Origin of the sequence: Xanthomonas sp. AM6, assembly GCF_025665335.1 — a bacterium.
Lineage (GTDB): Bacteria > Pseudomonadota > Gammaproteobacteria > Xanthomonadales > Xanthomonadaceae > Xanthomonas_A.
The window spans coordinates 1,809,622-1,835,876 of the sequence record NZ_CP106869.1 but is presented as its reverse complement, the minus strand read 5'-3'; the positions used below and the strand labels follow the sequence as shown (position 1 = coordinate 1,835,876).

19 protein-coding genes and 3 tRNA genes are annotated in these 26,255 nt (G+C 71.0%); 9 read left to right on the top strand and 13 right to left on the bottom strand.

Going from position 1 to position 26,255, the window contains the following annotated elements; genetic code table 11:
* Positions 1-27: 27 nt before the first annotated feature.
* Complete coding sequence (gene gvpU / locus OCJ37_RS07585) at positions 28-489, top strand: gas vesicle accessory protein GvpU (RefSeq protein WP_263113055.1); 462 nt, start codon at positions 28-30, stop codon at positions 487-489.
* A gap of 94 nt (positions 490-583) precedes the next feature.
* Complete coding sequence (locus tag OCJ37_RS07580) at positions 584-1,039, top strand: GNAT family N-acetyltransferase (RefSeq protein WP_317633228.1); 456 nt, start codon at positions 584-586, stop codon at positions 1,037-1,039.
* Between the two features lie 137 nt (positions 1,040-1,176).
* Here OCJ37_RS07580 and OCJ37_RS07575 read toward each other — a convergent pair whose 3' ends face one another.
* The 5 genes from OCJ37_RS07575 to OCJ37_RS07555 form a co-directional block, all read right to left on the bottom strand.
* Positions 1,177-4,107 (bottom strand): ligand-binding sensor domain-containing diguanylate cyclase, encoded by a 2,931-nt coding sequence (locus tag OCJ37_RS07575; RefSeq protein ID WP_263113617.1) that lies wholly within the window; start codon positions 4,105-4,107, stop codon positions 1,177-1,179.
* Positions 4,108-4,656: 549 nt separating this feature from the next.
* On the bottom strand, positions 4,657-5,403 hold the full coding sequence (gene rlmB / locus OCJ37_RS07570; RefSeq protein WP_263113053.1) for a 23S rRNA (guanosine(2251)-2'-O)-methyltransferase RlmB: 747 nt from the start codon (positions 5,401-5,403) through the stop codon (positions 4,657-4,659).
* Positions 5,404-5,608: 205 nt separating this feature from the next.
* A complete protein-coding gene (locus OCJ37_RS07565) occupies positions 5,609-6,079 on the bottom strand; it encodes a GFA family protein (RefSeq protein ID WP_263113052.1) in 471 nt (156 codons plus the stop codon).
* A 259-nt stretch (positions 6,080-6,338) separates the two neighbouring features.
* Positions 6,339-8,798: a ribonuclease R gene (gene rnr, locus OCJ37_RS07560; protein WP_263113051.1), complete on the bottom strand. Its 2,460-nt coding sequence runs from the start codon at positions 8,796-8,798 to the stop codon at positions 6,339-6,341.
* Between the two features lie 129 nt (positions 8,799-8,927).
* A tRNA-Leu gene (locus OCJ37_RS07555) sits at positions 8,928-9,014 on the bottom strand.
* Between the two features lie 353 nt (positions 9,015-9,367).
* Between OCJ37_RS07555 and OCJ37_RS07550 the strand changes: the two genes are divergently transcribed.
* Both OCJ37_RS07550 and OCJ37_RS07545 read left to right on the top strand, forming a co-directional pair.
* A tRNA-Leu gene (locus tag OCJ37_RS07550) sits at positions 9,368-9,454 on the top strand.
* 408 nt (positions 9,455-9,862) lie between these two features.
* Positions 9,863-9,949: transfer RNA gene (locus OCJ37_RS07545), tRNA-Leu, on the top strand.
* A gap of 228 nt (positions 9,950-10,177) precedes the next feature.
* Here the strand turns inward: OCJ37_RS07545 and OCJ37_RS07540 are convergent.
* Positions 10,178-10,375: a hypothetical protein gene (locus tag OCJ37_RS07540; protein WP_263113050.1), complete on the bottom strand. Its 198-nt coding sequence runs from the start codon at positions 10,373-10,375 to the stop codon at positions 10,178-10,180.
* Between the two features lie 272 nt (positions 10,376-10,647).
* On the opposite strand from OCJ37_RS07540, the gene OCJ37_RS07535 reads away from it, so the two are divergent.
* Positions 10,648-10,995, top strand: coding sequence for a type II toxin-antitoxin system RelB family anti-toxin (locus tag OCJ37_RS07535; RefSeq protein ID WP_263113049.1), 348 nt, complete (start codon positions 10,648-10,650; stop codon positions 10,993-10,995).
* 196 nt (positions 10,996-11,191) lie between these two features.
* Here OCJ37_RS07535 and OCJ37_RS07530 read toward each other — a convergent pair whose 3' ends face one another.
* From OCJ37_RS07530 to OCJ37_RS07510, 5 genes are all read right to left on the bottom strand, one after another.
* Positions 11,192-12,721, bottom strand: a complete 1,530-nt coding sequence (locus OCJ37_RS07530) for a GDSL-type esterase/lipase family protein (RefSeq protein ID WP_263113048.1) — start codon at positions 12,719-12,721, stop codon at positions 11,192-11,194.
* A gap of 161 nt (positions 12,722-12,882) precedes the next feature.
* On the bottom strand, positions 12,883-14,460 hold the full coding sequence (locus tag OCJ37_RS07525) for a DHA2 family efflux MFS transporter permease subunit (RefSeq protein WP_263113047.1): 1,578 nt from the start codon (positions 14,458-14,460) through the stop codon (positions 12,883-12,885).
* A gap of 7 nt (positions 14,461-14,467) precedes the next feature.
* Positions 14,468-15,649, bottom strand: coding sequence for an HlyD family secretion protein (locus OCJ37_RS07520; protein WP_263113046.1), 1,182 nt, complete (start codon positions 15,647-15,649; stop codon positions 14,468-14,470).
* A 10-nt stretch (positions 15,650-15,659) separates the two neighbouring features.
* Positions 15,660-17,144 carry an efflux transporter outer membrane subunit gene (locus OCJ37_RS07515; RefSeq protein ID WP_263113045.1) on the bottom strand — a complete coding sequence of 495 codons (1,485 nt, stop codon included), beginning with the start codon at positions 17,142-17,144 and terminating at the stop codon, positions 15,660-15,662.
* A gap of 8 nt (positions 17,145-17,152) precedes the next feature.
* Positions 17,153-17,602, bottom strand: coding sequence for a MarR family winged helix-turn-helix transcriptional regulator (locus OCJ37_RS07510; protein ID WP_263113044.1), 450 nt, complete (start codon positions 17,600-17,602; stop codon positions 17,153-17,155).
* A 140-nt stretch (positions 17,603-17,742) separates the two neighbouring features.
* On the opposite strand from OCJ37_RS07510, the gene OCJ37_RS07505 reads away from it, so the two are divergent.
* Together OCJ37_RS07505 and parC are read left to right on the top strand one after the other, a co-directional pair.
* Positions 17,743-18,636: an AraC family transcriptional regulator gene (locus OCJ37_RS07505; RefSeq protein WP_263113043.1), complete on the top strand. Its 894-nt coding sequence runs from the start codon at positions 17,743-17,745 to the stop codon at positions 18,634-18,636.
* Positions 18,637-18,693: 57 nt separating this feature from the next.
* Positions 18,694-20,937, top strand: a complete 2,244-nt coding sequence (gene parC / locus OCJ37_RS07500; protein ID WP_263113042.1) for a DNA topoisomerase IV subunit A — start codon at positions 18,694-18,696, stop codon at positions 20,935-20,937.
* A 120-nt stretch (positions 20,938-21,057) separates the two neighbouring features.
* Here parC and OCJ37_RS07495 read toward each other — a convergent pair whose 3' ends face one another.
* On the bottom strand, positions 21,058-21,498 hold the full coding sequence (locus OCJ37_RS07495) for a DoxX family protein (RefSeq protein WP_263113041.1): 441 nt from the start codon (positions 21,496-21,498) through the stop codon (positions 21,058-21,060).
* A gap of 248 nt (positions 21,499-21,746) precedes the next feature.
* Here OCJ37_RS07495 and OCJ37_RS07490 point away from each other — a divergent pair, with 248 nt between their 5' ends.
* Positions 21,747-22,655, top strand: a complete 909-nt coding sequence (locus OCJ37_RS07490; RefSeq protein ID WP_263113040.1) for a LysR family transcriptional regulator — start codon at positions 21,747-21,749, stop codon at positions 22,653-22,655.
* A 419-nt stretch (positions 22,656-23,074) separates the two neighbouring features.
* Here OCJ37_RS07490 and bfr read toward each other — a convergent pair whose 3' ends face one another.
* The gene (gene bfr, locus OCJ37_RS07485) at positions 23,075-23,566 is read right to left on the bottom strand and encodes a bacterioferritin (RefSeq protein ID WP_263113039.1); all 492 of its coding nucleotides are present in this window, start codon (positions 23,564-23,566) and stop codon (positions 23,075-23,077) included.
* A gap of 232 nt (positions 23,567-23,798) precedes the next feature.
* Here bfr and OCJ37_RS07480 point away from each other — a divergent pair, with 232 nt between their 5' ends.
* Positions 23,799-26,177 carry a penicillin acylase family protein gene (locus OCJ37_RS07480; RefSeq protein ID WP_263113038.1) on the top strand — a complete coding sequence of 793 codons (2,379 nt, stop codon included), beginning with the start codon at positions 23,799-23,801 and terminating at the stop codon, positions 26,175-26,177.
* The last annotated feature ends 78 nt before the right edge of the window (positions 26,178-26,255 follow it).

The window sequence follows — 26,255 nt, the reverse complement described above, 5'->3', positions numbered from 1 at the left end:
GCCAGCCCTTCCACCAAGGAGAATCGCATGACCGCTCAAGACGAAACCCCCTCCAACCCGGAAGCGATCAAGCTGTCGTTCGACGGCCAGAGTGTCGACTGGTACCTGCAGAAGCTGGTCTCGGTGGTCAACACCTCCGACGTGCAGTTCGGCGTCACCCTGTTCGTCGAAGGCGCCATCGTGTCGGGCGTGCTGGTCAGCGGCAGGAAATACTTCGAGACGTTCGCGCAGGAGTTCTCCACCGCCTATCCCGGCGACGCCGAAGGCAAGGAGAGCATCCGCCAGGCCTTCGCCAGCCATGCCTCGATCTACGACGCCGGGAACGACGGGCAAGCCGCCTCGCCTCCGCAATTCATCCACTTGATCGATTCGCGCCACTTCTCCCCGGGCGGCCAGCCGTTGCCGAACAACCGCGGCGTGCTGTGGCGCGGCAAGATCAATGCCGTGTCCGGCTTCAGCCTGGGATCGCTCACCGCCGAGCAGGCCTGACCACGCGCCGGGCAACAGGTCCAAGCGCGTGCAGGCGAGCGTCCTCCCCACGACGGCGACGATTCGGCAAGCCGGACCGGCCGACCTTGAGGCGATGTGGACGCTCTTTCGGTCCGTCATCGCCCCTGGCGACACCCTGCCCTTTTCCGATGGCGTGGACTGCGACACCTTTCGCGCGCACTGGTTTGGCGCCCACATCGCGTATGTGGCCGTGGCCGGCGCGCGCCTGCTCGGCATGTACAAACTTGGCGCCAACTACCCGGATCTGGGCGCGCATGTCGCCACCGCGACCTACCTCGTGGACCCGTCCGCGCAAGGCAAGGGCGTGGGCCGCGCGCTGGTCGAGCACAGCCTTGCCCAAGCGCAGCGCGATGGTTTCATGGCCATGCAGTTCAACTACGTCGTGAGCACCAATCGCCCGACCATGGCGCTGTACCGGAAGCTCGGCTTCGCCATCGTCGGTACGCTGCCCAAGGCCTTCCGGCATCGGCAACTGGGCCTGGTGGATGCCCACGTCATGTTCAAGTTCCTGCAAGCGCAAGACTCCTGACCACGCGCGCCCGTCGCACCCGCTTGGCAACGGGCCGAGCGCGCCCCCATCGCTCCGGCAGATGCGCAACCGCGGCCGCGCGGCATGCGCGGAAGGTCCCGCCGCGTGCGCTTGGCGCCGCACCGCCGCACCCGCACTCAGCCCACGCAGACCCGGTCCCGCCCGCCGCTCTTGGCCCGATACAGCGCCACGTCCGCGCGCTGCAGCAGCTGGCTGGGCGTTTCCTCCGCGCCCAGCGCCACCAGCCCGGCGCTGAAGGTCACCCGCAGCGCCGGGCCGTCGGCCCATTGCGGACGCGCGTGGAACAGCTCGCGCAGCCGCGCGGCCATGCGCTCGGCGTCGGCCAGCGTGGTGTCGCTGAGCACGACCGCGAATTCCTCCCCGCCCAGCCGCGCCGCCAAGTCGGAGCCGCGGCAGGCCTCGGCGAGCAGGCGCCCGACCTCGCGCAGCACCGCATCGCCGGTAGCGTGCGAATAGCCGTCGTTGATCTGCTTGAAACGGTCGATATCGATGACCAGCAGGCACAGCGGGGTGCCGCTGCGCTGCGCGCGGCGCACGTCGCGGGCCAGCACCTCGTCGAAATGGCGGCGGTTCGGCAGCGCGGTCAGCGCGTCCTCGTGGGCCTGGCGTTCGAACGCGTCGGCCTGGTCCTGCAGTTTGGCCAGCAGCCGGTTCTTGTCGGCATCGGCCTGCAGCAGCCGCTCGGTCTGCAGGCGCAGGTCGCCGGTGCGCTGCTCGACCAGCCGCTCCAGGCGCAGGTTGCGGCGCTTGTAGCGGCCGATCAGGTAGCGGTACAGCGCCACCATGCCGAGCAGCAGCGCCAGCGCCGCGCCGGCCTGCACGCTGCGCCGCTGCCACCACAACGGCGCCACGCTGAAACGCCATATCGCCTCGCGCGTGCTCCACGCGCCGTCCGGATGCGCCGCGGCCACGTGCAGGATGTAGTCGCCCGGCGGCAGGCCGACGAATTCGACACTGCGCTGCTGGCCGCGTTCGACCCACTCCGCATCCAGGCCGTCGAGCCGGGTGCGGTAGCGGATGCGCTCGGGCAACAGGTAGCTGAGCCCGACGTAGGACACCGCGATGCGGGTGGCGCCGGGCAGGCGCGACTGGCTGCGCCAGGCCAGCGGGCGCCCGTCCAGCAGCACGGTCTCGATCGCCGCCGGCGGCGGCAGACGCTCGCGGAAGCGCTGCAGCCGCCGCGGATCGACCGTGCTGACGCCGCCGGCGGTGACCAGCCACACGCTGCCGTCGCCGCGCACGATCATCGACGGGCCGGAGCTGCCGTTGCCCTGCGCATTGGCCATGCCGTCGATCTCGTTGTAGCGGGTCACCTGCAGCGTGCCGGCGCGGCCGTCGGCGACCGCGTCGAGCGCGTCGGCGCTGGTCCGCAGCACGCCGCGGTTGCTGCTGATCCAGACGTTGCCGAGGCGGTCGCGGACCAGCTGGAACACGGTGTCCACCGGCATGCCCTGCTCCAGCCCGACCCGCGCCAGGCGGCCGTCGCGATAGCGGTGCAGGCCGCGATCGGTGGAGATCCACATGTCGCGGCCCAGCGCCTGGAAGCCGAACACGCTGCGCGCGCCGCCCAGCGGCTCCAGCGGCAGCCGCTGCACCTGGCCGTCGCGCAGCACCGAGGTGCCCTCGACCGAGCCGATCCACAGCGCGCCGTCGATGCTGGCCAGCGCGGTGATCAGGCCCTGCGGCAGGCCAGGTACGTCGGCGGCGCGCGCCTGCTCGCCGTCGATGCGCACCAGCCCGCGCTGGGTGCCGATCCACACCGTGCCGGCGCGGTCCACGCTGATCGCGCGCACGTGGCCGCTGGGCAGGCCGTCGCCCTGGCCGTAGTGGCGAAGTACGCGGCCCTGGCGCATCCGGTACACACCGTCGGCATAGGTGCCGACCCACAGGTCGCCGTCGGCGCCGCGCGCCAGGCTCAGCACCGACGGCGCGCTGCCGTCGGCGTTGCGCAAGCCCACCGGCGCGACCGTGCCGTCCGCCGCCATCCGGTCGAGCCCGGCGGCGCTGCCGATCCACAGCGCGCCGTCGGGCGCCTCCAGCAAGGCGCGCACGTAGTCGCCGCTGAGTCCGTCGTGGCGCGTGTAGCTGGTGAACAGGGTTTCGCGCAGCCGGAACAGGCCGCCGTTGGCGCCGATCCAGATGCTGCCTTCGGCGTCCTCGAGTAGGCTCACGATGCGCCCGTTGGGCAGCACCTCGCCCGGCGCCATGTGCTCGACGCCATGGCGGCCAATGCGCAGCAGGCCCTGGTTCTCGGTGCCCAGCCACAGCTCGCCGTTGCGATCGCGCAGCATCGCGGTGAAATGGCCGTGGCCCGGCAGCCGATGCATCAGCACCGCGCGCTCGCCCTGCAGCCGGTACACGTTCTCGCCGGCGACCAGCCACAACGTGCCGTCCGCGTCGCGGTACGGCCAGGCCAGCCCCGGCGGCAGCCCGAACGCCGCCGGCGCGCGCCGCAGCGCGCCCTGCGCGTCGCGGTACAGCAGGCCGTCCAGGCTGCCGATCCAGACCCGGTCGCGGTCGTCGACGGCGATGTGCGGGAAGCTCGCCGCCAGCGGCACGTCCGGCGCCGGCGCCTGGTAGTCGAAGCGGCCGTCCGGCCACAGGCAGCCCAGCCCGTTGCCTTCGAACAGCAGCCACAGCCGCCCATGGCGGTCCTGGGTCATGGCGTGGATCAACGCGCGCGGCCAGCCCGGCGGCTGCACCCAGAAGCGCCAGCGGCCGGCGCGGTCGTAGCGGCCCAGGTTGCCGCGCGAGTCGCTGAGCCATAGCGCGCCGTCGCGGCCCACGTACAGCGAACCGACGCCGTTGTCGGGCAGGCCGGGACGGGTGCTGCGGTCGATCACCGCGAAGTCCAGGCCGTTGTAGCGCACCAGCCCTTCCCAGGTCGCGAACCACAGGCGCCCGTCCGCGGTCTGCGCCAGGTCGCGCAGCGAGTTGTGCGGCAGGCCGTTGCGCGAGGTCCACGCGTCCACGGCGTAGTCGCGCAGCGGCGGCGGCCCGGCGGCGGGCGCGTCGTCCGCCGCGGCGGTGCCTGCGCCGAACAGCAACCCGAGCAGCGCCAGCAGCACCGGCAACCACGCATGCGCAGCGCGGCGGCCGGCCGCCGCGTGCAACGACGCCGCCGCCCTCACCGGGCGGATCCGACCTGGCGCGCGCTAGGGCGTGTCGGCCCCCGGGCGGGTCGCAACGTTGCTGCGCACGCACGGGGCAAGCAAGGGCAAGCAAAGGCCGAGAGGTTCGGCTGCGGGCGCTGGCGCGGCGCCGGGCGGACGCGAGCGCGGCGCGGCGGGCGGATCCTGCGCGACGGTGGGCGACCCGCCCCGGGGCACGGGCACGACGGCCGGCCAGGATCGGCGAGACGGGGGCGATGCTGGCTCATTGCCGGAACTGAACACGGGAAGAATGCACATGGTAGGCAAAAATCCGGCCGCGCGGGTGACACCGCGCTGCGCCGCGGGCTGCGCCATGCCGCATCCAGCGTCGCGCCATTGCCGCCGGGCCATGCACGCAGGGCGGACGCGGGGCTGGCCGCCCCCCCAGTCGCCGCGGGCGCGATCGCTCGGCGGGCTATCCGGCCCGCTGCGCGCTCGCGCGATTCACCCCATGCGTTGCCGCACCGCCTCGAACAGGGTCACGCCGGTCGCCACCGACACGTTGAGGCTTTCGATGTCGCCGGGCATCGGGATCTTGACCAGGCCGTCGCAATGCTCGCGCGTGAGCCGGCGCAGGCCGTCGGATTCGCCGCCCAGCACCAGCGCCACGTTGCCGCGCAGGTCCTGCGCGTACAGCGAGGTCTCGGCCTCGCCGACCAGGCCGTAGATCCACACGCCCTGCTTCTGCAGCTCGCGCAGGCAGCGCGCCAGGTTGGTCACCGCCACGATCGGGATGCGGTCGGCGGCGCCGGCCGAGGTCTTGCGCACGGTGGCGTTGACCGGCGCCGACTTGTCCTTCGGAATCACCACCGCGGTGGCGCCGGCCGCCGCCGCGCTGCGCAGGCAGGCGCCGAGGTTGTGCGGATCCTGCACGCCGTCGAGCACCAGCAGCAGCGCGCGGCCCTCGGCGGCGGCGACCAGCCCTTCCAGTTCGTTCTCGCCCCAGGTGCGCGCCGCCGCATAGCGCGCGGCCACGCCCTGGTGCCGCACCGACCCGCCGACGCCGTCCAATGCCTGGGTGTTGACCCGCCGCACCTCGATGCCCTTGCGCCGCGCGTTCTCCTCGATCTCCACCAGCCGCGGGTTCTTGCTGCCCGCCTCCACCAGCACTTCGCGCACGTTGTCGGCATCGTTCTCGATCGACGAGGCCACGGCGTTGACGCCGACGATCCACTGGTTCTGCTTGCTCATGAGACGGGGACTGCGAGGAAGGAAAGCGGGCATGGTAGGCGTTGCGGCCGCCCGCGTCACATTGCCGGCGCCGCAAGCGCAGGCTGGGCCGCGCCAGCCTCCAGGCGGCCCGCGCCCGGAAACGGAGCGCGAAGGCGTCCTGCGCGGCCCGATGCAGGCCGAGCGCCGTTTACAGGACGCCGCATGGCCCAGCGCCCCCCGGGGCTCAGGCAGGCCAATGCTCGGTGTCGTGGTCCGGATGCTGGCGCGATACCAGCTGCGCAAGGAACGGCGCCGCCTCCAGATCGCCCTCGGTGCGCATCGCCGGCAAGCGGTGCAGGCCGTCCACGAACGGCAGCTTGCCCTCCAGCCCGTACTGGATCCGCGGCGGCAACGCCGCCGGGTCGTCGAACGCGCCGGCGGCCAGCGCGATGCCGTCCGGCGCCTCGTAGGTCAGCGGCGTGCCGCAATCGGCGCAGAAACCGCGCCGCACCAGGTTGGAGGACTGGAAATGCGCCGGCGCCCCGCGCGTCCACACCAGCTCCGCGCCGCGCGTGGACACCAGCGGCGCGTAGTAGGCGCCGAACGCCTTCTGGCACATCCGGCAATGGCAGATCGAGGCGTCGTCGAGCCGGCCGCGCACGCGGAAGCGCACCGCCCCGCACTGGCAACCGCCGCTGTACTGATCGTGGTCCATGCCTGCTCCCTGGTTGCGTCCGACACGCGTACGGTACCGGCGGTTTTACCAGAATCGCGCGGGATGGGCCTGCGGACGCGCGTGCTGCCAGGCGCCACCGTTCGCCGCAACACGACGCGTCGTGCGCCGCTGCGACCGTGTACCGGCATTGCGAACGCCACCTCGCCCGTGGCCGCATTGCGCGCGGGCGGTGTGCCCGCCGGCGCGCCACCTGCGCGATCGCGGCGGGCGCCGCGCGGTCAGTAGCGACGCCGCGCGGTCAGTACTTCTTTTTCTTGCGCTTGGCCGGCTGGCCGCGTTCCGGCGGCGGCGGCATGTCGGTCATCGGCTCGCCTTCCACGACCAGGCGGAAGTCGATCTTGCGCTCCTCCATGCTGGCCTTGAGCACCAGGATGCGGACCCGGTCGCCGAGCCGGAACTGCATGCCGCGGCGCTCGCCGGACAGGGTCTTGCGCACCGCGTCGAACTGGTAATAGTCCTGCGGCAGCTGGGTCACGTGGATCAGGCCGTTGACCTTGGACTGGTCCAGCTCCACGAACAGGCCGAAGCTGGTGACGCCGCTGACCACGCCGTCGAACTGGCCGCCGACGTGCTTCTCCATCCACGCCGCGCGGTAGCGCTCGTCGACCTCGCGCTCGGCCTCGTCGGCGCGGCGCTCGCGCTCGGAGCACTGCAGCGCCAGCGCCGCCATCTCGCGCGGCGAGTACAGGTACTTGTCCGGCGCGCCGCGGGTCAGCGCGTACTTGATCGCGCGGTGCACCAGCAGGTCCGGATAGCGGCGGATCGGCGAGGTGAAGTGCGCGTACGCCTCCAGCGCCAGGCCGAAATGGCCGGCGTTGTCCGGCGAGTACACCGCCATGCTCTGGCTGCGCAGCAGCACCGACTCCAGCAGCGCCGCGTCCGGGCGCTCGCGCACCTTCTTCAGCAGCTTGGTGTAGTCGCCCGGCACCACCTTGCTCCACGGCGGCAGGCTCAGCTTGAATTCCTTGAGGAACTCGAGCAGGTCGGCGTACTTGGACTCCGGCGGCCGCTCGTGCACGCGGTACGGCGCGGGGATGCGCGCCTCCAGCAGGTGCCGCGCCGCGGCCACGTTGGCGGCGATCATGCACTCCTCGATCAGCTTGTGCGCATCGTTGCGCACCAGCATGCCGGCCTGGGTCACCTCGCCGGTGTTGTCGAGCACGAAGCGCACTTCGGAGGTCTCGAACTCGATCGCGCCGCGGCGCGCGCGCGCCTTGGCCAGCACGTGGTACAGCTGGTACAGGCGCTCGATGTGCGGCAGCACCGCGGCCACGTCCTTGCGCACCTGCTCGTCCTTCTCGCCCACCGCCTGCCACACCTGCTCGTAGGTGAGCCGCGCGTGCGAGTTCATCACCGCCTCGTAGAAGCGCGCGCCGGTCACCTCGCCCTGGCGGTCGATCTGCATGTCGCAGACGAAGCACATGCGGTCGACCTTGGGATTGAGCGAGCAGATGCCGTTGGACAGCGTCTCCGGCAGCATCGGCACCACGAAGCCGGGGAAGTACACCGAGGTGGCGCGGCGCACCGCCTCCGTGTCCAGCGGCGTGCCCGGGCGCACGTAATGCGACACGTCGGCGATCGCCACCACCAGGCGGAAGCCCTCGGCGTTCGGTTCGCAGAACACCGCGTCGTCGAAGTCCTTGGCGTCGGCGCCGTCGATGGTCACCAGCGGCGTCTGCCGCAGGTCCACGCGGCCCTTGATCGCCGCCGGCTCCACCGTCAGCGGCACCGCCGCGGCTTCGTCGAGTACCGCCTGCGGGAATTCGTACGGCAGCTCGTGGCCATGGATCGCCGCTTCCACCAGCAGCGACGGGGTCAGCTTGTCGCCGAGCACCGCGATGATCTTGCCGATCGGCGGGCGCCGCCCGTCCGGGGTGGACGTCAGTTCGCACACCACCAGCTGGCCGTCGCGCGCCTCGCCCGCCGCATCCAGCGGGATCTGCACGTTGCGCTGGATGCGCTTGTCGTCCGGCACCACGTAGGCGATGCCGCCCTCCATGCTGAAACGGCCGATCAGGCGGGTCAGGCCGCGCTCGATCACGCGCGCGATGCTGCCTTCGCGGCGGCCGCGGCGGTCGATGCCGGTGACGTTGGCCAGCGCGCGGTCGCCATGCAGCACCTTGCGCATCTCGTAGGGCGGCAGGAACAGGTCGTCGCCGCCCTCGTCCGGGCGCAGGAAGCCGAAGCCGTCGGGATTGGCGATCACCACGCCGGGGATCAGGTTGGTCTGCTGCACCGGCGCGTAGCCGCCGCGGCGGTTCTGCACCAGCTGCGCCTCGCGCAGCATCGCGCCCAGGCGCTTGCTCAACGCCTCCATCCGCGAAGGTTCGGTCAGGCCGAGTTGCGCGGCGAGTTCTTCCAGGGTCTGCGGGCCATCGCAGCGGTCCAGCAACTGCAGGATCGCCTCGCGGCTGGCGATCGGCTCGGCGTAGCGCTCGGCCTCGCGCGCGGCGAACGGATCGGCGACCGGCGGCGCCTTGCGCGAGGACGACGGCGCGGACTTGGGTTCGGGCGGGTGCAGCGGCTGCAACGGCGGCTTGGGGCTGCGCCGCAGGAAACTGGGGAGGCTGGGCATCCACGCCGGCATCCGGGATTTCTTCGCCGCAGGCGGCGCGACCGGGGCGCCGCCCTTGCCGGCGGGAGTGTCGTGGGATGCGGGCTTGCCGGGCTTGCCGGACTTGGTTTTTCGATTGGTCATCCGCCCATGGTACTCGCTGGGCTGTCAACGCAGGCGAACCCGCTCGCGGGCGAGGATGCCCCAGAAACGACGAGGCCCGCGTCAGCGGGCCGGTCGTTGCGGAAGTTCAGCGCTTCCGCGTGTTGCATGTGGTGCCCAGGAGAGGACTCGAACCTCCACGAAGTTGCCCCCGCTAGCACCTGAAGCTAGTGCGTCTACCAATTCCGCCACCTGGGCGCTGAAGGCCGCGAATTCTGCGGGCAGTCGCGGCCCTTGTCAACGCCGGCGCGCGATGCGGCGCCGGGCGCGGTGCATGCATAGGCGGTACATGCCTAGATGGCGAGCGGCCTTGCTCGCGGCGGCGGCGCCAGGATCGAACGGCCGTTGCGCGCCGCGTCCGTGCGTCGCGATCGATTCGGATCGGTGCACGTCCAATCGCAACGGCGCCTGCCGATCCGGCCTTGGCAGGTTGCGCGCCAGCGCCACCGGGCAAGCCGACGGAACCTGCCGCCCGCGCCGACGATGAGGACCGCGCCACAAGCGAGGCTTGACAGCGGCGCGCGCAACCGACAAAATTCTCGGCCTGTATCGCCCAGGTGGCGGAATTGGTAGACGCACTAGCTTCAGGTGCTAGCGGGGGCAACTTCGTGGAGGTTCGAGTCCTCTCCTGGGCACCATCGATACAGCAGTAAAGAAAAACCCGCTTCGGCGGGATTTTTTTTGCCTGGCGTTCGCTGTCGCGGCGCGCATCGCCCCTGCATGCCCTGCTTTTGGGCGTGGTGCGGGAGGACGCCAGCCCCGGCACCTGCCGGCAGTGCCGCGTCGGGACCGAAGTCCCTGCCACAACGACAGCTGTTCCCGCGAAGTCGTCGATGCGTCGGTGCTTGGCACCCGACGAGGCGAGCGGCGTTCCTCATGTCCGCGATCGCGATCGCAATCGCGTCGCGCGCCCTCGTTCCGCCATGCACACCTTGGTTGCCACAGGAGCAGTTCGTCAACGCCAGCGCTCGCCCATCGGCCGCGCACGCGTGCAAGAACTTGCTTGACAGCGCTGCGCACTGCCAGCAGAATTCCGCGCCTGCATCGCCCAGGTGGCGGAATTGGTAGACGCACTAGCTTCAGGTGCTAGCGGGGGCAACTTCGTGGAGGTTCGAGTCCTCTCCTGGGCACCATCGATGCAGCAAGAGTCGTAAAGAAAAACCCGCTTCGGCGGGTTTTTTGTTGCCTGCAGCGCAGGCCGTCCCATTCCAGCCGCCCACCATAGCCGCGGTCGCCGCGGCCACCGAATGCCCGCCAGATTCAACCCCGCGCCGCTGCCCAAGCCGATCGCCGCAACACGCCGCGCGACGACCGCACCGCGCCGCCCTGCGCCCCTGCGTGTTCGCGCATGCGCTGCGCGCTCAGCGCTGCGGCGGACGGAACGCGCCCAAGTCCACGCGCACGCCTTCCACCCACACCGCCACCGTGTATGCCCGGTAGCCCGGGTTGTGGCGTTCGGCCGCGCGCGCGGCCACGTAGGCGTTGGCGGCGTGGACCAGTACGGACAGCGTCGGCTCCAGTTGCGCCGTGCGCCTGAGCTTCACTTCGTAGGTGGCCATGCCGCATCCGCGCAACGGCCGCTGGCGACGGCGCGGGCGGCGTGGCGCCAGCGCATGGCGCCCGGCTGCGGCCCCGCGACGGCGATGGAAAATGGGCCAAGCACTGCGCACTCCTGGGTCGTCCTTGTCCGGCGTGCAGGTCCTCACGCGTCGGCGCGGCCCGCACCGCCAAAGTATCGATTTTCCGAACATCTAGAGTCAAGCATGGCTGTACGACAAGATTATGGATGCTCCATATCTTGGTAGGCCCCGTCTCTGCAAGGCCCACCGCGATGAAAAGCTTCGGCGACCGTTTGCGCGAAGCCAGGAAGGCCGCCGGGCTCACCCAGGAACAATTGGGCTTTGCGCTGGGCGTGACCAAGTCGTCGGTGTCGGCCTGGGAAAACGATCGCGAGACCCCGAGCTTCCGCCTGCTGCCGAACCTGCGCGGCGTGCTCAAGCGTTCGCTGGACGAGCTGATCTGCGGCCAGGGCCAGGGCGCGCGGCTGCAGGACCTGCCCGCGGACTACGCGCTGCAGGCGCACGACGCGCACGAGCAGGCCTTGCTGACCCGCTACCGCAACCTGCCGGCGCGGCGCCGCGAAGCGGTGCTGGAACTGCTCAAGCCGGACAAGGGCTGAGCCGCGCCCGCTGGCAGAGCGGCACCTGTAGGAGCGGCTTCAGCCGCGACCAATCCTGTCCGGGAACGCTCCTGTCGCGGCTGAAGCCGCTCCTACAAAGACAGGTTGGGCATCGTCGATCGATGGGACCGGCCAGCGTGGCGGCACCGGCGCGGCCAGACCCGCCCTGCCGGCCAGCATCGTCCCCCGCAAGGGTTCAACCGCCCACGCCGATCTCGCGCAAGGCCTCGCCCCAGATCCGGTAGCCGTCCTCGCTGGGATGGGTGCTGTCGGGCATCAGCGCCTGCGGCAGGCTGCCGTCGGGCTGCAGGAAGCGCGCGCCGATGTCCAGCCAGCGCACCGCCGGGTCGTGGCCGAAGCGCGCGGCCAGCAGGCGGTTGGTCTGCGCGATCGGTGCGCGCCGCGGTCCGTCGGCGGCGAAGCCGCGCGGCAGGATGCCCATCAGCACGATCTTGCTGCGCGGCAGCCGCTGCCGCACGTCGGCGACCACCGCGGCCACGCCGTCGGCGGTTTCCTGCGGGGTGCTGGCGCGGGCGTTGTCGGTGCCGGTGAGGTTGTTGGTGCCGATGTTGATCACCACCCAGCGCGGCGCCAGCCCGTCCAGTTCGCCCTGGCGCAGCCGCCACAGCACGTTTTGGGTGCGGTCCCAGCCGAAGCCCAGGTTCAGCACCCTGCGCGCGCCGAAGGTGCGCTGCCAGGCCTGCGCGCCGCTGACCCGGGTGGCCTGCGGCGGCCCGGCCCAGAAGTGGGTGATCGAGTCGCCGATCATCACCACCTCCGGCTGCAACCGGCGCGCCGCGTCCAGCGCGGCATGGTGGCGGGCGTACCAGTCGTAGGAATCCTGCTCCAGCCACGGCACCGGGACCAGCGCGGTGTTGGCCTCGGTCATCGCCGCCAGCGGCACCCGCGGCGGCTCGCCGAGCAGCCGCGCCAGGGTCGGCTCGATCGCCTCGGCCATGCGCCGCTGGCCGCGCGTGTCCGGATGCAGCGCGGGGCCGGCCGGGCGCAGCCGCGGGTCGTAGAACAGGTTCTGGTCGAGCGCGCCGTCCTTCTCGAAGATCGCGCCGATGTCCAGATAGGTCACGCGCGGATTGTCGCCGTAGCGCACCGCCAGTTCCCGGTTGACCTCGGCGTCGCGCGCGCTCTTCTGCGCCGAGATCGCGCTGGGCAGCAGCCCGAGCAGCAGGATGCGCGCGTGCGGCAGGCGCTGCTCCAGCGTCGCCACCACCGCGTCGATGCCGAGCACGGTGTCTGCCGCGCTCTGGTTTTCGTGACCGGTGTTGTTGGTGCCGATCAGCAGCATCGCCACCTTCGGCCGCAGCCCGTCCACTTCGCCGTGCTGCAGCCGCCACAGCACATGCTCGGTGGCATCGCCGCTGAAGCCCAGGTTGAGCGCGCCGCGGCTGCCGTAGAAGGTCTGCCAGGTCGGCTGGAAATCCTCGTCCGGCGCGTCGGCCTTGTCGTAGTTGTGGGTGATCGAGTCGCCGATCAGCAGCAGCGGCGCATCCGGCTGCGCGCGCACCTGCGCCAGCATCTGCTGGTGGCGCTGCGCCCACCAGGCCTCGTGCAGGCGGTCGGCCGGGGTGGTCGCCGCCACCGGTTCGGCGTGCGCGCGGCCGATGCCGAACGCGCACAGGCACAGCAGCGACAGCGCCGCACCCTGTACGGCGCGGCGCGGGAACCAGGACGCCGACCGAGACCACCAGGCGCGCAGAAAACGCTGCATGTCCGAACCTGCCGATGCTTGCAAGGGAGCAGCATTCTGGTCCGCCGATCGCCACGGCGGCAAGCGCGGGCATCGGCATCGGCGCCACAGGCGCGCGCGCAACCGCCGCACGCACGAAACCCCGCACCGGGCGGGGTTTCGTGGTTGCCGGTATCCCGGGCTCAGTGGCCGCCCGCGGCGGCCGCACCGCCGCCGCCCGCGAACGGCGGCTTGGCCAGCCACAGGAAGAAGATGATGGCCAGGAAGGTCCAGCCCAGCAGGTAGAAGATGTCGTTGAAGCCCATCTGCGAGGCCTGGTGGTTGATGGTGTTGTTGAGGAACGCCGCGCCGGTCTGCAGGTCGCCCTGCCCCATCGCCTGCACCTGTTCCTGCATCCCCGGCGTGTAGGTGGAGATGTGCTCGGTGAGGTGCGCGTGGTGCAGCTGCGTACGCTTGGCCCACAGGTAGGTGGTCAGCGAGGCGGCGAAGCTGCCGCCCAGCGTGCGCAGGAACGTGGCCAGGCCGGAGCCGGCCGCGATCTCGCGCCCGTCCAGGTCCGACAGCAGGATCTGCAGCACCGGCATGAAGAACAGCGCCACGCCCACGCCCATCAGCAGCTGCACCCCGGCCACGTGGGCGAAGTCGACCTGCAGGTTGAAGTCCGAGCGCATGAAGCTCGTCGCCGCCATGAAGATGAAGGCGATGCTGGCCAGCATGCGCAGGTCGAAGCGCGGCGCGTACTTGCCGACGAACGGAGTCATCAGCACCGGCAGGATGCCGATCGGCGCGGTGGCCAGGCCAGCCCAGATCGCGGTATAGCCCATGTCGCGCTGCAGCCATTGCGGGATCAGCAGCGACACGCTGAAGAATGCCGCGTAGGCCACGATCAGCGCCAGCGTGCCGGCGCGGAAGTTGCGGTGGCGGAACAGGCGCAGGTTGACGATCGGATCCTTGTCGGTCAGTTCCCAGATCAGGAACACCGCCAGCGCCACCGCCGCGATCGCGGCCAGGATGACGATCTTGTCCGAACTGAACCAGTCCTCGTCGTTGCCCAGGTCCAGCACCAGCTGCAGGCAGCCCACGCCGATGACCAGGGTGATCAGGCCCACGTAGTCCATGCGCGGCCGCTCGGTCGGCTCGGGGCGGTCGCGCAGCTGCGAGCCGACCACGATCGCGGCGATGATGCCCAGCGGCACGTTGATCAGGAAGATCCATTCCCAGCTGTAGTTGTCGGTGATCCAGCCGCCCAGGATCGGCCCGGCGATCGGCGCGACCACGGTGATCATCGCCAGCAGCGCCAGCGCCTGCCCGCGTTTCTCGCGCGGGTAGATCGACACCAGCAGGCTCTGCGTGATCGGGTACATCGGCCCGCACACGAAGCCCTGGATCGCGCGCGACACCACCAGCATGCCCATGCTCTGCGCCAGGCCGCACAGCAGCGAGGCGATGGTGAAGGACAGCGTGGCCCACACGAACAGCTTGGTCTCGCCGAAGCGCCGGCTCAGGAAGCCGGTCAGCGGCAAGGCGATCGCGTTGCTGACCGCGAACGAGGTGATGACCCAGGTCGCCTGCTGCGAACTGGCGCCGAGGTTGCCGGCGATGGTCGGCAGCGAGACGTTGGCGATGGTGGTGTCGAGCACCTGCATGAACGAGGCCATCGCCAGGCCCACCGTGCACAGCGCCACGCTGGGCGGGCGGAACGCGGCGGCCGGTGCGCCCGGAGCCCCGGGCGCGGCAGGAGTGGCTGCTTGGTTGGACATGGCCGGCTCAGTTCGCCTTGGCGGCGGCGGGCAGATTGGCGTGGATGATCTGTTCGATGGCCGCGTCGGCCTGGCCCAGCTGCTGCGCGTAGACGTCGGTGTCCAGCAGCGTGCCGGTGGCGAACTTGGCCGGCAGCACGCCGCCGGCCTGCTGGTGCAGGTTCACGTCCACCTTCATCGACAGGCCGATGCGCAGCGGATTCTGCGCCAGCTGCTTGGGATCGATGGCGATGCGCACCGGCACGCGCTGCACGATCTTGATCCAGTTGCCGCTGGCGTTCTGCGCCGGCAGCAGCGAGAACGCGCTGCCGGTGCCCAGGCCCAGGCTCTGCACCGTGCCCTGGTAGCGGACCTTGCCGCCGTACAGGTCCGACTCCAGTTCCACCGGCTGGCCCAGGCGCATGTGCTTGAGCTGGGTTTCCTTGAAGTTGGCTTCCACCCACACCTGTTCCAGCGGCACCACCGCCATCAGCGCGGTGCCGGGCTGCACGCGCTGGCCGACCTGCACCGAGCGCCGCGCGACGTAGCCGGAGACCGGCGCGACGATCGCGCTGCGGGCGTTGTTGAGGAACGCCTGGCGCACCTGCGCGGCGGCGGCCTGCACGTCGGGCTGGCGGGCCACGCCGTTGTCGTCGATCAGCGCGCGGTTGCGCTCCACCGTCTCGCGCGATCCGCTGACCGCGGCCTCGGCCGCGGCCAGCTGGTCGCGCGCATGCGCCAGTTCCTCGGCGGAGATCGCGCCGGTGGCGACCAGGCTGCTGCGGCGGGCGACGTCGGCGCGGGCGCGCTGCAGGGTCACCTGCTGCGCCGACAGTTCGGCCTGCGCGCCTTCCACGCTGCGGAACAGGCCGCGCACCTGGCGCACGGTGCGCGCCAGGTTGGCTTCGGCCTGCTGCAGCGCGACCTGGGTGTCGGCCGGATCGAGCTTGACCAGCAGCTGGCCACGCTCCACGCGCATGCCGTCGTCGGCGCCGATGCTGACCACGGTGCCGGCGACCATCGGGGTGATCTGCACCAGGTTGCCCTGCACGTAGGCGTCGTCGGTGTCCTCGTGCCAGCGGCCGGAGACGAAGTACCAGATCGCCAGCGCGATCAGCACCAGCACCACCACCACGGCCAGGCCGCGCAGCAGCTTGCCGCGCCGGCTGGGGGCGGGAGCGGAGGAATCGGGGGTCGTTGTCTGATTCATTGCGGCGGTCTCAGGAATGCGTGGATGCGGAAGAGGTCGACGGCGCGTCGGCCGCGGAGGTGGCTTCGTAGCCGCCGCCCAGCGCCTGATTCAGGCGCACCGACACCAGGATCTGGTTGGACTGCAGCGAGGCCAGCCGCTGCTGCGCTTCGAGCAGCTGCTGCTGCACGCTGAGCACGTCCAGGTAGTTGCCGATGCCGGCGCGGTAGCGCTGCTGCGCCAGGTCGAAGGCGGCCTGCGCGGTGTCCACCGCCTGCGCCTGCTGCTGCGCCTGCTGCGCCAGCGAACGCGCCGCGCTGACCTGGTCGGCCACCTCGCGCAGCGCCGCCACCAGCGCCTGGTTGTAGTTGGCCACGGCCAGGTCGTACTGCGCGTCGCGCTCGGCCAGCTGGCTGCGCAGGCGGCCGCTGTCGAACAGCGGCAGGCTCACGCCGGGGGCGAGGTAGCCGAGCACCGAATCGCTCTTGAACAGGTCGCCGGGATCGGTCGCGGCGACGCCGCCGAGCACGGTGAGGTCGATGCTGGGATAGAACTGCGCCTTGGCCGCGCCGATGCTCTGCGAGGAGGCTTCCACGCGCCAGCGCGCGGCGACCACGTCCGGGCGGCGCCCGAGCAGGTCGCTGGGCAGCACCGACGGCAGCTGCACCGCCACCGGGTCCAGCGGCCGCGGCCGCTCGATCTGCAGGCCGCGATCCGGGCCGCGCCCGAGCAGCGCCGCCAGCGCGGTGCGCGCCTCGTCGATCTGCTGCTGCGCGGCCTGTTGCTGCTGGCGCGCCGCCGGCACCCGCGCCTCGGCCTGGCGCAGCTGCAGGTTGCTGTCGATGCCCGCGGCAACGCGCTGCCGCACCAGCTTCAGGCTGTTGTCCGAGCGCGCCAGCTCTTCACCGGCCAGGTCGTACAGGCGCCAGGCGTAGCCGAGCTGCGCATAGGCGCGGGCCACGCCCGCCGACAGGTCCAGGCGCGCGGCCTGGGCATCGACTTGCGCCGCATGCGCCTGGTCCACCGCCGCTTCCCAGGCCGCGCGCTTGCCGCCCCACAGGTCGAAGCCGTAGCTGAAATTGAGCAGCGCCTGCTCGTTGTGGATGTACTTGCCGCCGATCTCGTCGCCGGCCAGTCCCTTCGGCAGCTGCAGGCCGGTATAGCCGGCCGACAGCGACAGCGCGGCGCCGCGGTCGGCGTTGGCCGCGCCGGCCTGGGCCTGCGCCAGGCGCAGGCGCGCGTCGGCCGCTTCCAGGCTCGGCGTGCCCTGCAGCGCTTCGGCGATCAGCGCGTCCAGCTGCGGGTCGCCCAGCGCCTTCCACCAATCCTGCCGCGGCCAGGCGGCCGGCGCCAGCCGGTCGCCGGCCAGGGTCTTGCCGGCCTGCAGTTGCTGGTCGGCATCGAGCCTGCGGCCCTGCGGCTCCAGGCCGCGGCTGCTGGCGCAGGCGGCCAGCGCCAGGGTGAGTGCCGCGGCCGCGAACGGGCGCAGGCGATGGGACGATGCGGAGAGGTTCATAAGCGGGTTCATGGCGAATTGAGGGAATCGCGGACGCGGATCAACAACGAAGTCAGCTGCTCGCGCTCGTCGGCGGAGAGGTCGCGCAGCGCGCTGGCGATGGTCTCGTCGCCGCGCCGCTTGAGCTGTTCCCACAGCGCGCGGCCGTCGTCGGTCAGCACGATCTGCAGCGCGCGGCGGTCCTGCGCATGCGCCTCGCGGCGCACCCAGCCCAGGTCCTGCAGCTTGTCCAGCAGGCGGGTGACCGCGCTGGGGTTCTGGTCGATGGCCTGTGCCAGTTCGTTGGCGGTGCACGGCGCCATGTAGGCCAGCGCCTTCATGCCGAGGTAGTGGCTGAAGCCCAGGCCGAGTTCGAGCTCGGCCATGGACTCATCCAGGCGCCGCATCAGGCCGTCGCGCACCTGCCGCAGCAGCAGGCCGAACGAAGGCGGACCGGGAAGGGAGGGAGCGCAGTTCATGGGCGCTAATTATTTTCATTTGGAAATATATGTCAAGGAAATATCGCGTCCACAACCAAATGCTGCGTTGCAGCAACGCAACGCCGGCGAGCGCCCACTCTAGCCGTGCTCTGGTGTGGCGCAGTATTACAATCGAGACAATGAATATCGAAATCGCGCCAACCGCCTCGCACCCTTCCGCACCCGGCCACACGTCGCCGTATCGCGTCGATTCGCGGGTGAAGGACTACCTTGAGCAGGCCGACGGCCCACCCCTGCTGGCGTTCCTGGCGCACAAACCGCTCGCGCTGGAGCACGCGGTGGACTGGCACCGGCACGTCCGCGGCCAGGTGATCTGCGTGGACGAAGGCCTGCTGAACACCCGCACCGAGCACGGCCAGTGGTCGCTGCCGCCGGGCTGCGCCGGCTGGATGCCGCCGCAGGCGATGCATACCGTACAGATCGCCGGGCCGCTGCGCGGCTACGTGCTGCTGGTCGCGCCGGCGGCCTGCGCCGCGCTGCCCGACCGCCCCTGCGTGATCGGCCTCAACGGCCTGCTGCGCGAACTGCTGCTGCGGGTGGCCGCCTGGGGCGTTCCGGAGGCCCTGGACGCGGAGCAGCAACGGATCTGCGCGGTGCTGCTGGACGAATTGCGCCAGGCGCCGATCGAACGCCTGCACCTGCCGATGCCCAGCGACCGGCGCCTGCTGCGCATCGCCGCGCAATTGCTGGCCACGCCCGCCGACGGCCGCTCGCTGGCGCAATGGGCGCATTGGGCCGGGCTGTCGCCGCGCAGCCTGAGCCGGCACTTCCGCAACGAGACCGGGCTGGGCTTCGCCGGCTGGCGGCAGCAGGCGCGTCTGGCCGAGGCGCTGCGGCAGCTGACCGACGGCGCCAGCGTCGCCGACGTCGCGCACCGGCTCGGCTACAGCAGCTCCAGCGCCTTCGTCACCGCGTTCCGCGGCCATTTCGGCCATCCTCCGGCACGCTACCTGGCCCACGCCGGCCGCGCCGGGACCACGCGCGGCTTGGCATCGCCGGCCGCATCCGGATAATCGACCGGCTGACCTGCGGCGCCCGCCGCCGCGTTCCCCTATAGGTATTCCCTGCGCATGACCGATCTCGCCCGCCCCGCCTTCCACGGTTTCGAACAGCTGCCGCTGCGCGAATACGCCGAACGCGCCTACCTCGACTATTCCATGTACGTGGTGCTGGACCGCGCCCTGCCGTTCCTGGGCGACGGCCTGAAACCGGTGCAGCGGCGCATCATCTACGCGATGAGCGAGCTGGGCCTGAACGCGGCGGCCAAGCCGAAGAAGTCCGCGCGCACCGTGGGCGACGTCATCGGCAAATACCACCCGCATGGCGACAGCGCCTGCTACGAGGCGCTGGTGCTGATGGCGCAGCCGTTCTCCTACCGCTATCCGCTGATCGAGGGCCAGGGCAACTTCGGCTCCACCGACGACCCGAAGTCGTTCGCGGCGATGCGCTACACCGAATCCAAGCTGACCCCGATCGCCGAGGTGCTGCTGGGCGAACTCGGCCAGGGCACGGTGGACTGGTCGCCGAACTTCGACGGCACCCTGGACGAGCCGACCTGGATGCCGGCGCGGCTGCCGCACCTGCTGCTCAACGGCACCACCGGCATCGCCGTGGGCATGGCCACCGACGTGCCGCCGCACAACCTCAACGAGATCGTCAGCGCGCTGATCCGCCTGCTCGACGACCCCGACGCCAGCGTCGCCGACCTGTGCGAGCACGTGCGCGGCCCGGACTACCCGACCACCGCCGAGATCATCACCCCGGCCGCCGACCTGCGCGCGATCTACGAGACCGGCCACGGCAGCGTGCGCGCGCGCGCCACGTTCCTGAAGGAACACGCCAACATCGTGGTCACCGCGCTGCCCTACCAAGTGTCGCCGTCGAAGGTGATCGAGCAGATCGCGCAGCAGATGCGCGCCAAGAAGCTGCCGTGGCTGGAGGACATCCGCGACGAGTCCGACCACGCCAACCCGGTGCGGGTGGTGCTGGTGCCGCGCTCCAACCGGGTCGACGCCGAGCAGCTGATGGGCCACCTGTTCGCCACCACCGACCTGGAGCGCAGCTACCGGGTCAACCTCAACGTGATCGGCCTGGACGGCCGCCCGCAGGTCAAGAACCTCAAGACCCTGCTGGAAGAGTGGCTGCGCTTCCGCAGCGACACCGTGGTGCGCCGGCTCAACCACCGCCTGGAGAGGGTCGAGCGGCGCCTGCACCTGTTGGAAGGCCTGCTGGTCGCGTTCCTCAACCTGGACGAAGTGATCCGCATCATCCGCAGCGAGGACGAGCCCAAGCCGGCGCTGATCGCGCGCTTCAAGCTCAGCGAGGAACAGGCCGACTACATCCTGGAAACCCGCCTGCGCCAGCTGGCGCGGCTGGAGGAAATGAAGATCCGCGGCGAGCAGGACGCGCTGGCCAAGGAGCAAGCGCAGCTGCAGGCGGTGCTGGCCAGCAAGACCAAGCTGAAGAAGCTGATCAAGGACGAACTGGTCGCCGACGCCAAGAAGTTCGGCGATGCGCGGCGCTCGCCGCTGGTGCAGCGCGGCGCGGCGCAGGCGATCGACGAGACCGAGCTGGTGCCGAGCGAGCCGATGACCATCGTGATGTCGGAGAAGGGCTGGATCCGCGCGGCCAAGGGCCACGACGTGGACCCGGCCGGCCTGTCCTACCGCGACGGCGACGGCCTGCTGGCCGCGGTGCGCGGGCGCAGCACCCAGCAGGTGGCGTTCCTGGACTCGGAAGGCCGCGCCTATTCGACGCTGGCGCACACCCTGCCCTCGGCGCGCGGCAACGGCGAACCGCTGACCGGGCGTTTCTCCCCGGCCTCCGGCGCCTCGTTCCAGGCCATCGCCAGCGGCGAGAACGACGCCCGCCTGGTGCTGGCGTCCTCGCATGGCTACGGCTTCGTCACCTGCTTCGAGAACCTGACCAGCCGCAACAAGGCCGGCAAGGCGATGCTCAACCTGACCCCCAACGCCAAGGTGCTGCCGCCGGCGTCGGTGGGCAATCCGGGCACCGACCGCATCGTCGCGGTGACCAGCGCCGGCCACCTGCTGGCGTTCCCGGTCGCCGACCTGCCCGAGCTGGACAAGGGCAAGGGCAACAAGATCATCGACATCCCCAAGGCCAAGCTCGGCACCGAGCGGGTGGTGGCGATCGCCGCGGTCGCGCCGGGCAACACGCTGCTGGTCAAGAGCGGCCAGCGCACCATGTCGCTGTCGTTCAAGGACCTGGATACCTACCTGGGTGCGCGCGCCAGCCGCGGCGGGCTGCTGCCGCGCGGCTGGCAGAAGGTGGACGGCCTGGCGGTGGAGTGAAGGGGCCGGGATTTGGGAGTTGGGGGTTGAGATTCGAAAACGCGCCTGACGTAGCAGGATAAAAAAATCGGCCCGAAAGGGCCGATTTTCTCTGCTGTGGTCGGCCTTCGCGCAGCGGTGTCAGGCGAGGGGCCGCGGCGCGCGCGGTGCGATGGGCGCCCGCCGGCGTCCCCACAGGATGAAGCCCACCAGCGCCAGCAGGACGGCGTTCAAGGGCAAGGCCGCGAACTCTCCGCGCATCACGTGGAAGGCAATGGCGGCCAGTTGCAGCAGCACGCAACCCAGCGCCGCCGCAACGCTCAGGCCGGGCCGGATCCGCGTCAGCGCGGGCAAGAGGAGGCCAAGGCCGCCGATCGCGTCGATGACGCCGGTCGCGCGCAGCAACCATGGATACTCGACCGGCCATGGGGTGTGCCACATCGCGGCCAGGGCCTCGGGAGCGGTGAACAGTTTCTGCAAGCCGAAAAGCACGAACGCCACGGACATCAGTGCCTGCACGGCCCAGAGGCCGATGCGCAAGGCCTTGCCCGCGGGAGGGTGGGACGCGACGCAGGTTTGCATGGAGAACTCCAGTCGATCGAGATGGGGATACGCCGCGCGATGCGCGATTGCGCCCAGGCGGCGGCCAGCACCGGCGCAGCGCCGCCCGCTCTGCGGCCGACGCCCTCGACGCGCATCGGGCACCGAGCGCAGGTGGCCATGGCGCTTTCCAAAGCGCGGAAGAAGGCAACGGCCCCACTGTAGGCGCGGCAACCCATCGCGTAAACGGATAAAATCTCGATCCAACTTATCTGGTTTTTGGATGAACCTTGAAACCTCGTCCCACCTTCGACCAATTGGAAGTGTTCGTCGCGGTGGTGGAGTACGGCGGGTTTTCGGCCGCCTCCCGAGCGCTCCACCGCACCCAGTCGGTCGTCAGCTACACGGTGGCGAACCTGGAAGCCCAGCTCGGTCTGGCGCTGTTCCAACGCTCGGGCACCAAGCGTCCGCAACTCACCGAGGCCGGGCGCTCGGTCCTGGAGGACGCACGCAGGCTGATGGGCGACCTGGACCTGCTGCGTTCGCGCCTGAACGCGCTCGACGACGGACTGGAAGGCCAACTGGGCGTGGCCATCAGCAACGCGATGCCCTCGGACATCGTGGTCGAGGTGCTGCGCGCGTTTCGCCAGCGGTATCCAACGGTGTCCTTGAACGTCACGGTCGGCACGCTCGGCACCGTGATGGAAGCCGTCCTTGCCGGCAAGGCCGTCGTCGGCTTCGGAGGCGCGATGAACAACCCGGGCGGCGCGGTCGTGACCGAGCGCATCGGCTGGGCGATGACGGTGCCTGTCGCTGCGCCGGGCCATCCGCTGGGCCGGCTGGGCCGCGAGCTGCAGCCGGCGGACGTGCGGGACGACACGCAGATCGTCGTCTATGACGCTTCGGGGCTGACCAAGGGGCGGGACTTCAACGTGTTCTCGCTCAAGACCTGGCGCGTGAGCGACAACGCGACCAAGCTGCTGTTCATCCGCAGCGCGCTGGGCTGGGGCGGGCTGCCCGAATCGCTGGTCCGCGAGGACCTGGCCAATGGCCGCTTGGTGCGGCTTCGGTTTCCGGCGTTCGACCAGGGACCGTATCCGATCTATGTGATCCGCAGCGCGGTCAACCCGCCGGGGCCAGCGGCCCGGTGGCTGACCGAGGAGATCGAACGCCAGTTCCAGCGCCTGGGTGCGGGGTAGTCCCCACAACACGAGGAGCGAACGGCAGAAGGACACGCTTTTCGCTGGCGCGGCGGGCCGCGCTCCGTCCAGCAATCGCGGGTTTCGAACCGGATCTGCGCAGGCGATGCACGATGCGGGCCTGCCGGCGATACGGCCAAACAGGGCACATTGCCGCATCGCCATGGACCGACCGGATGGTGCCGCCGGCATGGACGGCCTGCCGCGTCGTTCGTCCTTGTTTGCCCGGCGACGCCCCGGCCAGCGCCTGCGCTACCGCGACCGGACACATCCCTATGCGCACGCCGCGCGGGTCCGCCGATCGCAACGGCATGGCGTGTTCCAGGCGGGCACCGCTGGCAACCGGTTGAGGTCGCGACACGCCACGCTGGCTGGCGCCATGCGCACCCTCCTCCTGCAGCAGGCCGGAGCGGGTCGGCTCAGGCGTCCTGGCCGGGAACCCCGCCGCCGATCTTCGAGGTCTGGTACAGCGCCATGCCCAGCCGCTTGATCAGGCCCAGCTGCTGTTCCAGCCACCAGGCGTGGTCTTCCTCGGTGTCCCTGAGCTGGGCCAGCAGCACGTCGCGGCTGACGTAGTCGCCGTGCTGCTCGCACAGCTTCATGCCCGCGGCCAAATTCGCGCGCACTTCGTATTCGACCTTCAGGTCCTTCTGCAGCATCTCTTCGACCGTGCGCCCGGGCTCGAAGGCGTGCGGACGCATGTCCGGGTCGCCTTCCAGGAACAGGATGCGCCGCAGCAGCGCGTCGGCATGCTCGGTCTCTTCTTCCATCTCGTGGTTGATGCGTTCGTACAGCGCCTGCAGGCCCTGGTCCTCGTAGCGTCGCGAGTGGATGAAATACTGGTCGCGTGCGGCGAGTTCGCCGCGCAGCAGGTCCTTGAGGCATTGCACAACTTCAGGATGTCCCTTCATGGGGCAGGCTCCGTGGCAGCTAAGGCCGCCATAGTGCCCGAGCCGCGCGCGCGACGTTCCAATCGGAATCATTAGCATCCCGGTTCCAGGCGCTGCGCGCGCGCAGCGCAACGGCGGCCGCTGGCACGCGCCCGCGCAATGAAACTGACCCAGGCCCAACGCGCGGCCGCGTGGCACGGGAACGACATGCAGTCGCGTCTAGAATCCGCAATCGCCCGGCGGAGATGCGTGGATGCGGAGCAGGTGGAAACAAGGGATGTTGTGGCTGGCGGTGCTGGCGCTGGGCCTGGCGCTGCTGGTGTGGCTGCTGTTGCGCGGCAGCCTGGCCAGGCTCGACGGCCAGGCCGATCTGGACGGGTTGGCGGCGCCAGTGACGATCCAGCGTGACGCCCTGGGCGTGGTCACCATCGACGCCGGCAACGAGGCCGATGCGATGCGTGCGCTCGGCTACGTGCATGCGCAGGAACGCTATTTCCAGATGGACCTGATGCGCCGCGCGGCCGCAGGCGAACTGTCCGACCTGGTCGGCCGCGCCGCGCTCGGGGTGGACAAGCAGCGCCGCCTGCAGCGCCTGCGCACGCGCGCCGGCACACAACTCGCCAGCTTCGGCGGCAGCCATGCCGCGGCCTTGCAGGCCTACAGCGCCGGGGTCAATCGCGGCCTGCACGCGCTGCGGGTGCGGCCGTGGCCGTACCTGCTGCTGTTCCAGGCCCCGCGCGACTGGCAGCCGGTGGATTCGGTGCTGGCCGGCGATGCGATGTATTTCGACCTGCAGGGCCGCCAGGGCGACCGCGAACTGTCGCTGTACCGGCTGCAGCAGCACCTGCCGGCGCCGCTGTTCGCGCTGCTGCGCCACGACGGCAGCAGCTGGGACGCGGCCCTGGACGCCCCGGCCCGCGGCGACGCCGCGCTGCCCGACGCCAGCCAGGTCGACCTGCGCACCCTGCCCGGCGCCGCCGCCGACGGCGGCACCGCCGACCACGCCGCGCCCGGCAGCAACAACTGGGCCATCGCCGGCAGCCGCAGCGCCGACGGCCGCGCCATCGTCGCCAACGACATGCACCTGCAACTGGGCGCGCCCAGCATCTGGTTCCGGGTGCGGCTGCGCTACGCCGATGCGCAGGCGCCGGGCGGGCGCGTGGACGTCAGCGGGTTCTCGCTGCCGGGCCTGCCGGCGGTGATCGTCGGCAGCAACGGCCACGTCGCCTGGGGCTTCACCAACAGCTACATCGACACCAGCGACTGGTACCGCCTGACGCCGTGCACGGCCACGCCGCAGCCCGGCTGCACCGCGGTCGTCCGCCACCGCGAACGGATCAAGGTGGCCGGCGGCGCCGACGTCGCGCTGGACGTGGAAGACACCGTCTACGGCCCGATCCTGCAGCACGAGCCTGACGGCACCGCGCTGGCGCAACGCTGGGTGGCGCAATTGCACGGCGCACTGAACCTGGGCCTGGCCGACCTGGCCCGCGCCGATTCCCTGGCCGGCGCCTTTGCCAGCGCCCAGCACATCGCCACCCCGGCGCAGAACATGGTGCTGGCCGACAGCGCCGGGCATATCGGCTGGCGCGTGCTCGGCGCGCTGCCGTTGCGCGGCTCGGGCTGCGCCAGCGATGCGCTGGTCCACGACGTCAGCGCGCGCGTGCCGGCGGCGCAGCGCTGCGCGCCCTGGCCGCTCTCCACCGGACATTCGCCGCAGCGGATCGACCCTGCCGACGGACAGCTGTGGACCGCCAACGCACGCGTGGTCGGCGGCGAGGAACTGGCGCTGCTCGGCGATGGCGGCTATGCGCTGGGCGCGCGCGCGCGGCAGATCCGCGACGACCTGCGGCTGCATCCGCAGCTGGACGAACGCCAGTTGCTGGCGATCCAGCTCGACGACCGCGCGCTGCTGCTGCAACGCTGGTGGGCGCTGCTGCAGCAACGCGACGGCGGCGGCGCCACGCCCGCATTGCACGCGCTGGCGCAGGCCAGCAAGCACTGGGAGGGCCGCGCCAGCACCGATTCGGTGAGCTACCGGCTGGTGCGCGCCTGGCGCCTGGCGTTGCTGACCCGGATCCGCGACGGCCTGGCCGCCCCGGCCCGCGCCGAACTGGGCGCCGACTACGCGATGCCGCCGCTGCCGCAGTTGGAAGCGGTGGCCTGGCCGCTGCTGCAGCAGCAACCGCCGCACCTGCTGCCGCGCCGCTACGCCAGCTGGCAGGCGTTGCTGGAAGACGCCGCGGCCGAGGTCCGCGACCAGCCCGGGCAGGACGCGCCGCTGGCACAGCGCCACTGGGGAGAGGAGAACACCGCCGCGGTGTGCCATCCGCTGGCGCGCTCGCTGCCTGGATTGCTGAAGCACTGGCTGTGCATGCCGGCCGAGCCGCTGGCCGGCGACAACGACATGCCGCGGGTGCAGCGTCCGGACTTCGGCGCCTCCGAGCGCATGGTGGTGGCGCCGGGCCACGAGGCCGACGGCATCGCGCACATGCCCGGCGGCCAGAGCGAGCATCCGCTGTCGCCGTTCTGGGGCGCCGGCCACGAGGCCTGGGTGCAGGGCCGGGCGACGCCGTTCCTGCCCGGTCCGGCGCGCTACACGCTGACATTACGACCCCCTGCGCGACAATGAACGATTGCGGCGCCACCCGCGTACCGCGTCGCATGGCCTGCCCGGGCGCCGCGCGGCGCCCGCAAGCGAAACGCCCGT

Bases quoted from the DNA above. Each gene is read 5' to 3' on its own strand.
- gvpU (WP_263113055.1), top strand. From the start codon at position 28: ATGACCGCTCAAGACGAAACCCCCTCCAACCCGGAAGCGATCAAGCTG.
- OCJ37_RS07580 (WP_317633228.1), top strand. From the start codon at position 584: ATGTGGACGCTCTTTCGGTCCGTCATCGCCCCTGGCGACACCCTGCCC.
- rlmB (WP_263113053.1), bottom strand. From the start codon at position 5,403: ATGAGCAAGCAGAACCAGTGGATCGTCGGCGTCAACGCCGTGGCCTCG.
- OCJ37_RS07565 (WP_263113052.1), bottom strand. From the start codon at position 6,079: ATGGACCACGATCAGTACAGCGGCGGTTGCCAGTGCGGGGCGGTGCGC.
- rnr (WP_263113051.1), bottom strand. From the start codon at position 8,798: ATGACCAATCGAAAAACCAAGTCCGGCAAGCCCGGCAAGCCCGCATCC.
- OCJ37_RS07540 (WP_263113050.1), bottom strand. From the start codon at position 10,375: ATGGCCACCTACGAAGTGAAGCTCAGGCGCACGGCGCAACTGGAGCCG.
- OCJ37_RS07535 (WP_263113049.1), top strand. From the start codon at position 10,648: ATGAAAAGCTTCGGCGACCGTTTGCGCGAAGCCAGGAAGGCCGCCGGG.
- OCJ37_RS07530 (WP_263113048.1), bottom strand. From the start codon at position 12,721: ATGCAGCGTTTTCTGCGCGCCTGGTGGTCTCGGTCGGCGTCCTGGTTC.
- OCJ37_RS07525 (WP_263113047.1), bottom strand. From the start codon at position 14,460: ATGTCCAACCAAGCAGCCACTCCTGCCGCGCCCGGGGCTCCGGGCGCA.
- OCJ37_RS07520 (WP_263113046.1), bottom strand. From the start codon at position 15,649: ATGAATCAGACAACGACCCCCGATTCCTCCGCTCCCGCCCCCAGCCGG.
- OCJ37_RS07515 (WP_263113045.1), bottom strand. From the start codon at position 17,144: ATGAACCTCTCCGCATCGTCCCATCGCCTGCGCCCGTTCGCGGCCGCG.
- OCJ37_RS07510 (WP_263113044.1), bottom strand. From the start codon at position 17,602: ATGAACTGCGCTCCCTCCCTTCCCGGTCCGCCTTCGTTCGGCCTGCTG.
- OCJ37_RS07505 (WP_263113043.1), top strand. From the start codon at position 17,743: ATGAATATCGAAATCGCGCCAACCGCCTCGCACCCTTCCGCACCCGGC.
- parC (WP_263113042.1), top strand. From the start codon at position 18,694: ATGACCGATCTCGCCCGCCCCGCCTTCCACGGTTTCGAACAGCTGCCG.
- OCJ37_RS07495 (WP_263113041.1), bottom strand. From the start codon at position 21,498: ATGCAAACCTGCGTCGCGTCCCACCCTCCCGCGGGCAAGGCCTTGCGC.
- bfr (WP_263113039.1), bottom strand. From the start codon at position 23,566: ATGAAGGGACATCCTGAAGTTGTGCAATGCCTCAAGGACCTGCTGCGC.
- OCJ37_RS07480 (WP_263113038.1), top strand. From the start codon at position 23,799: ATGCGGAGCAGGTGGAAACAAGGGATGTTGTGGCTGGCGGTGCTGGCG.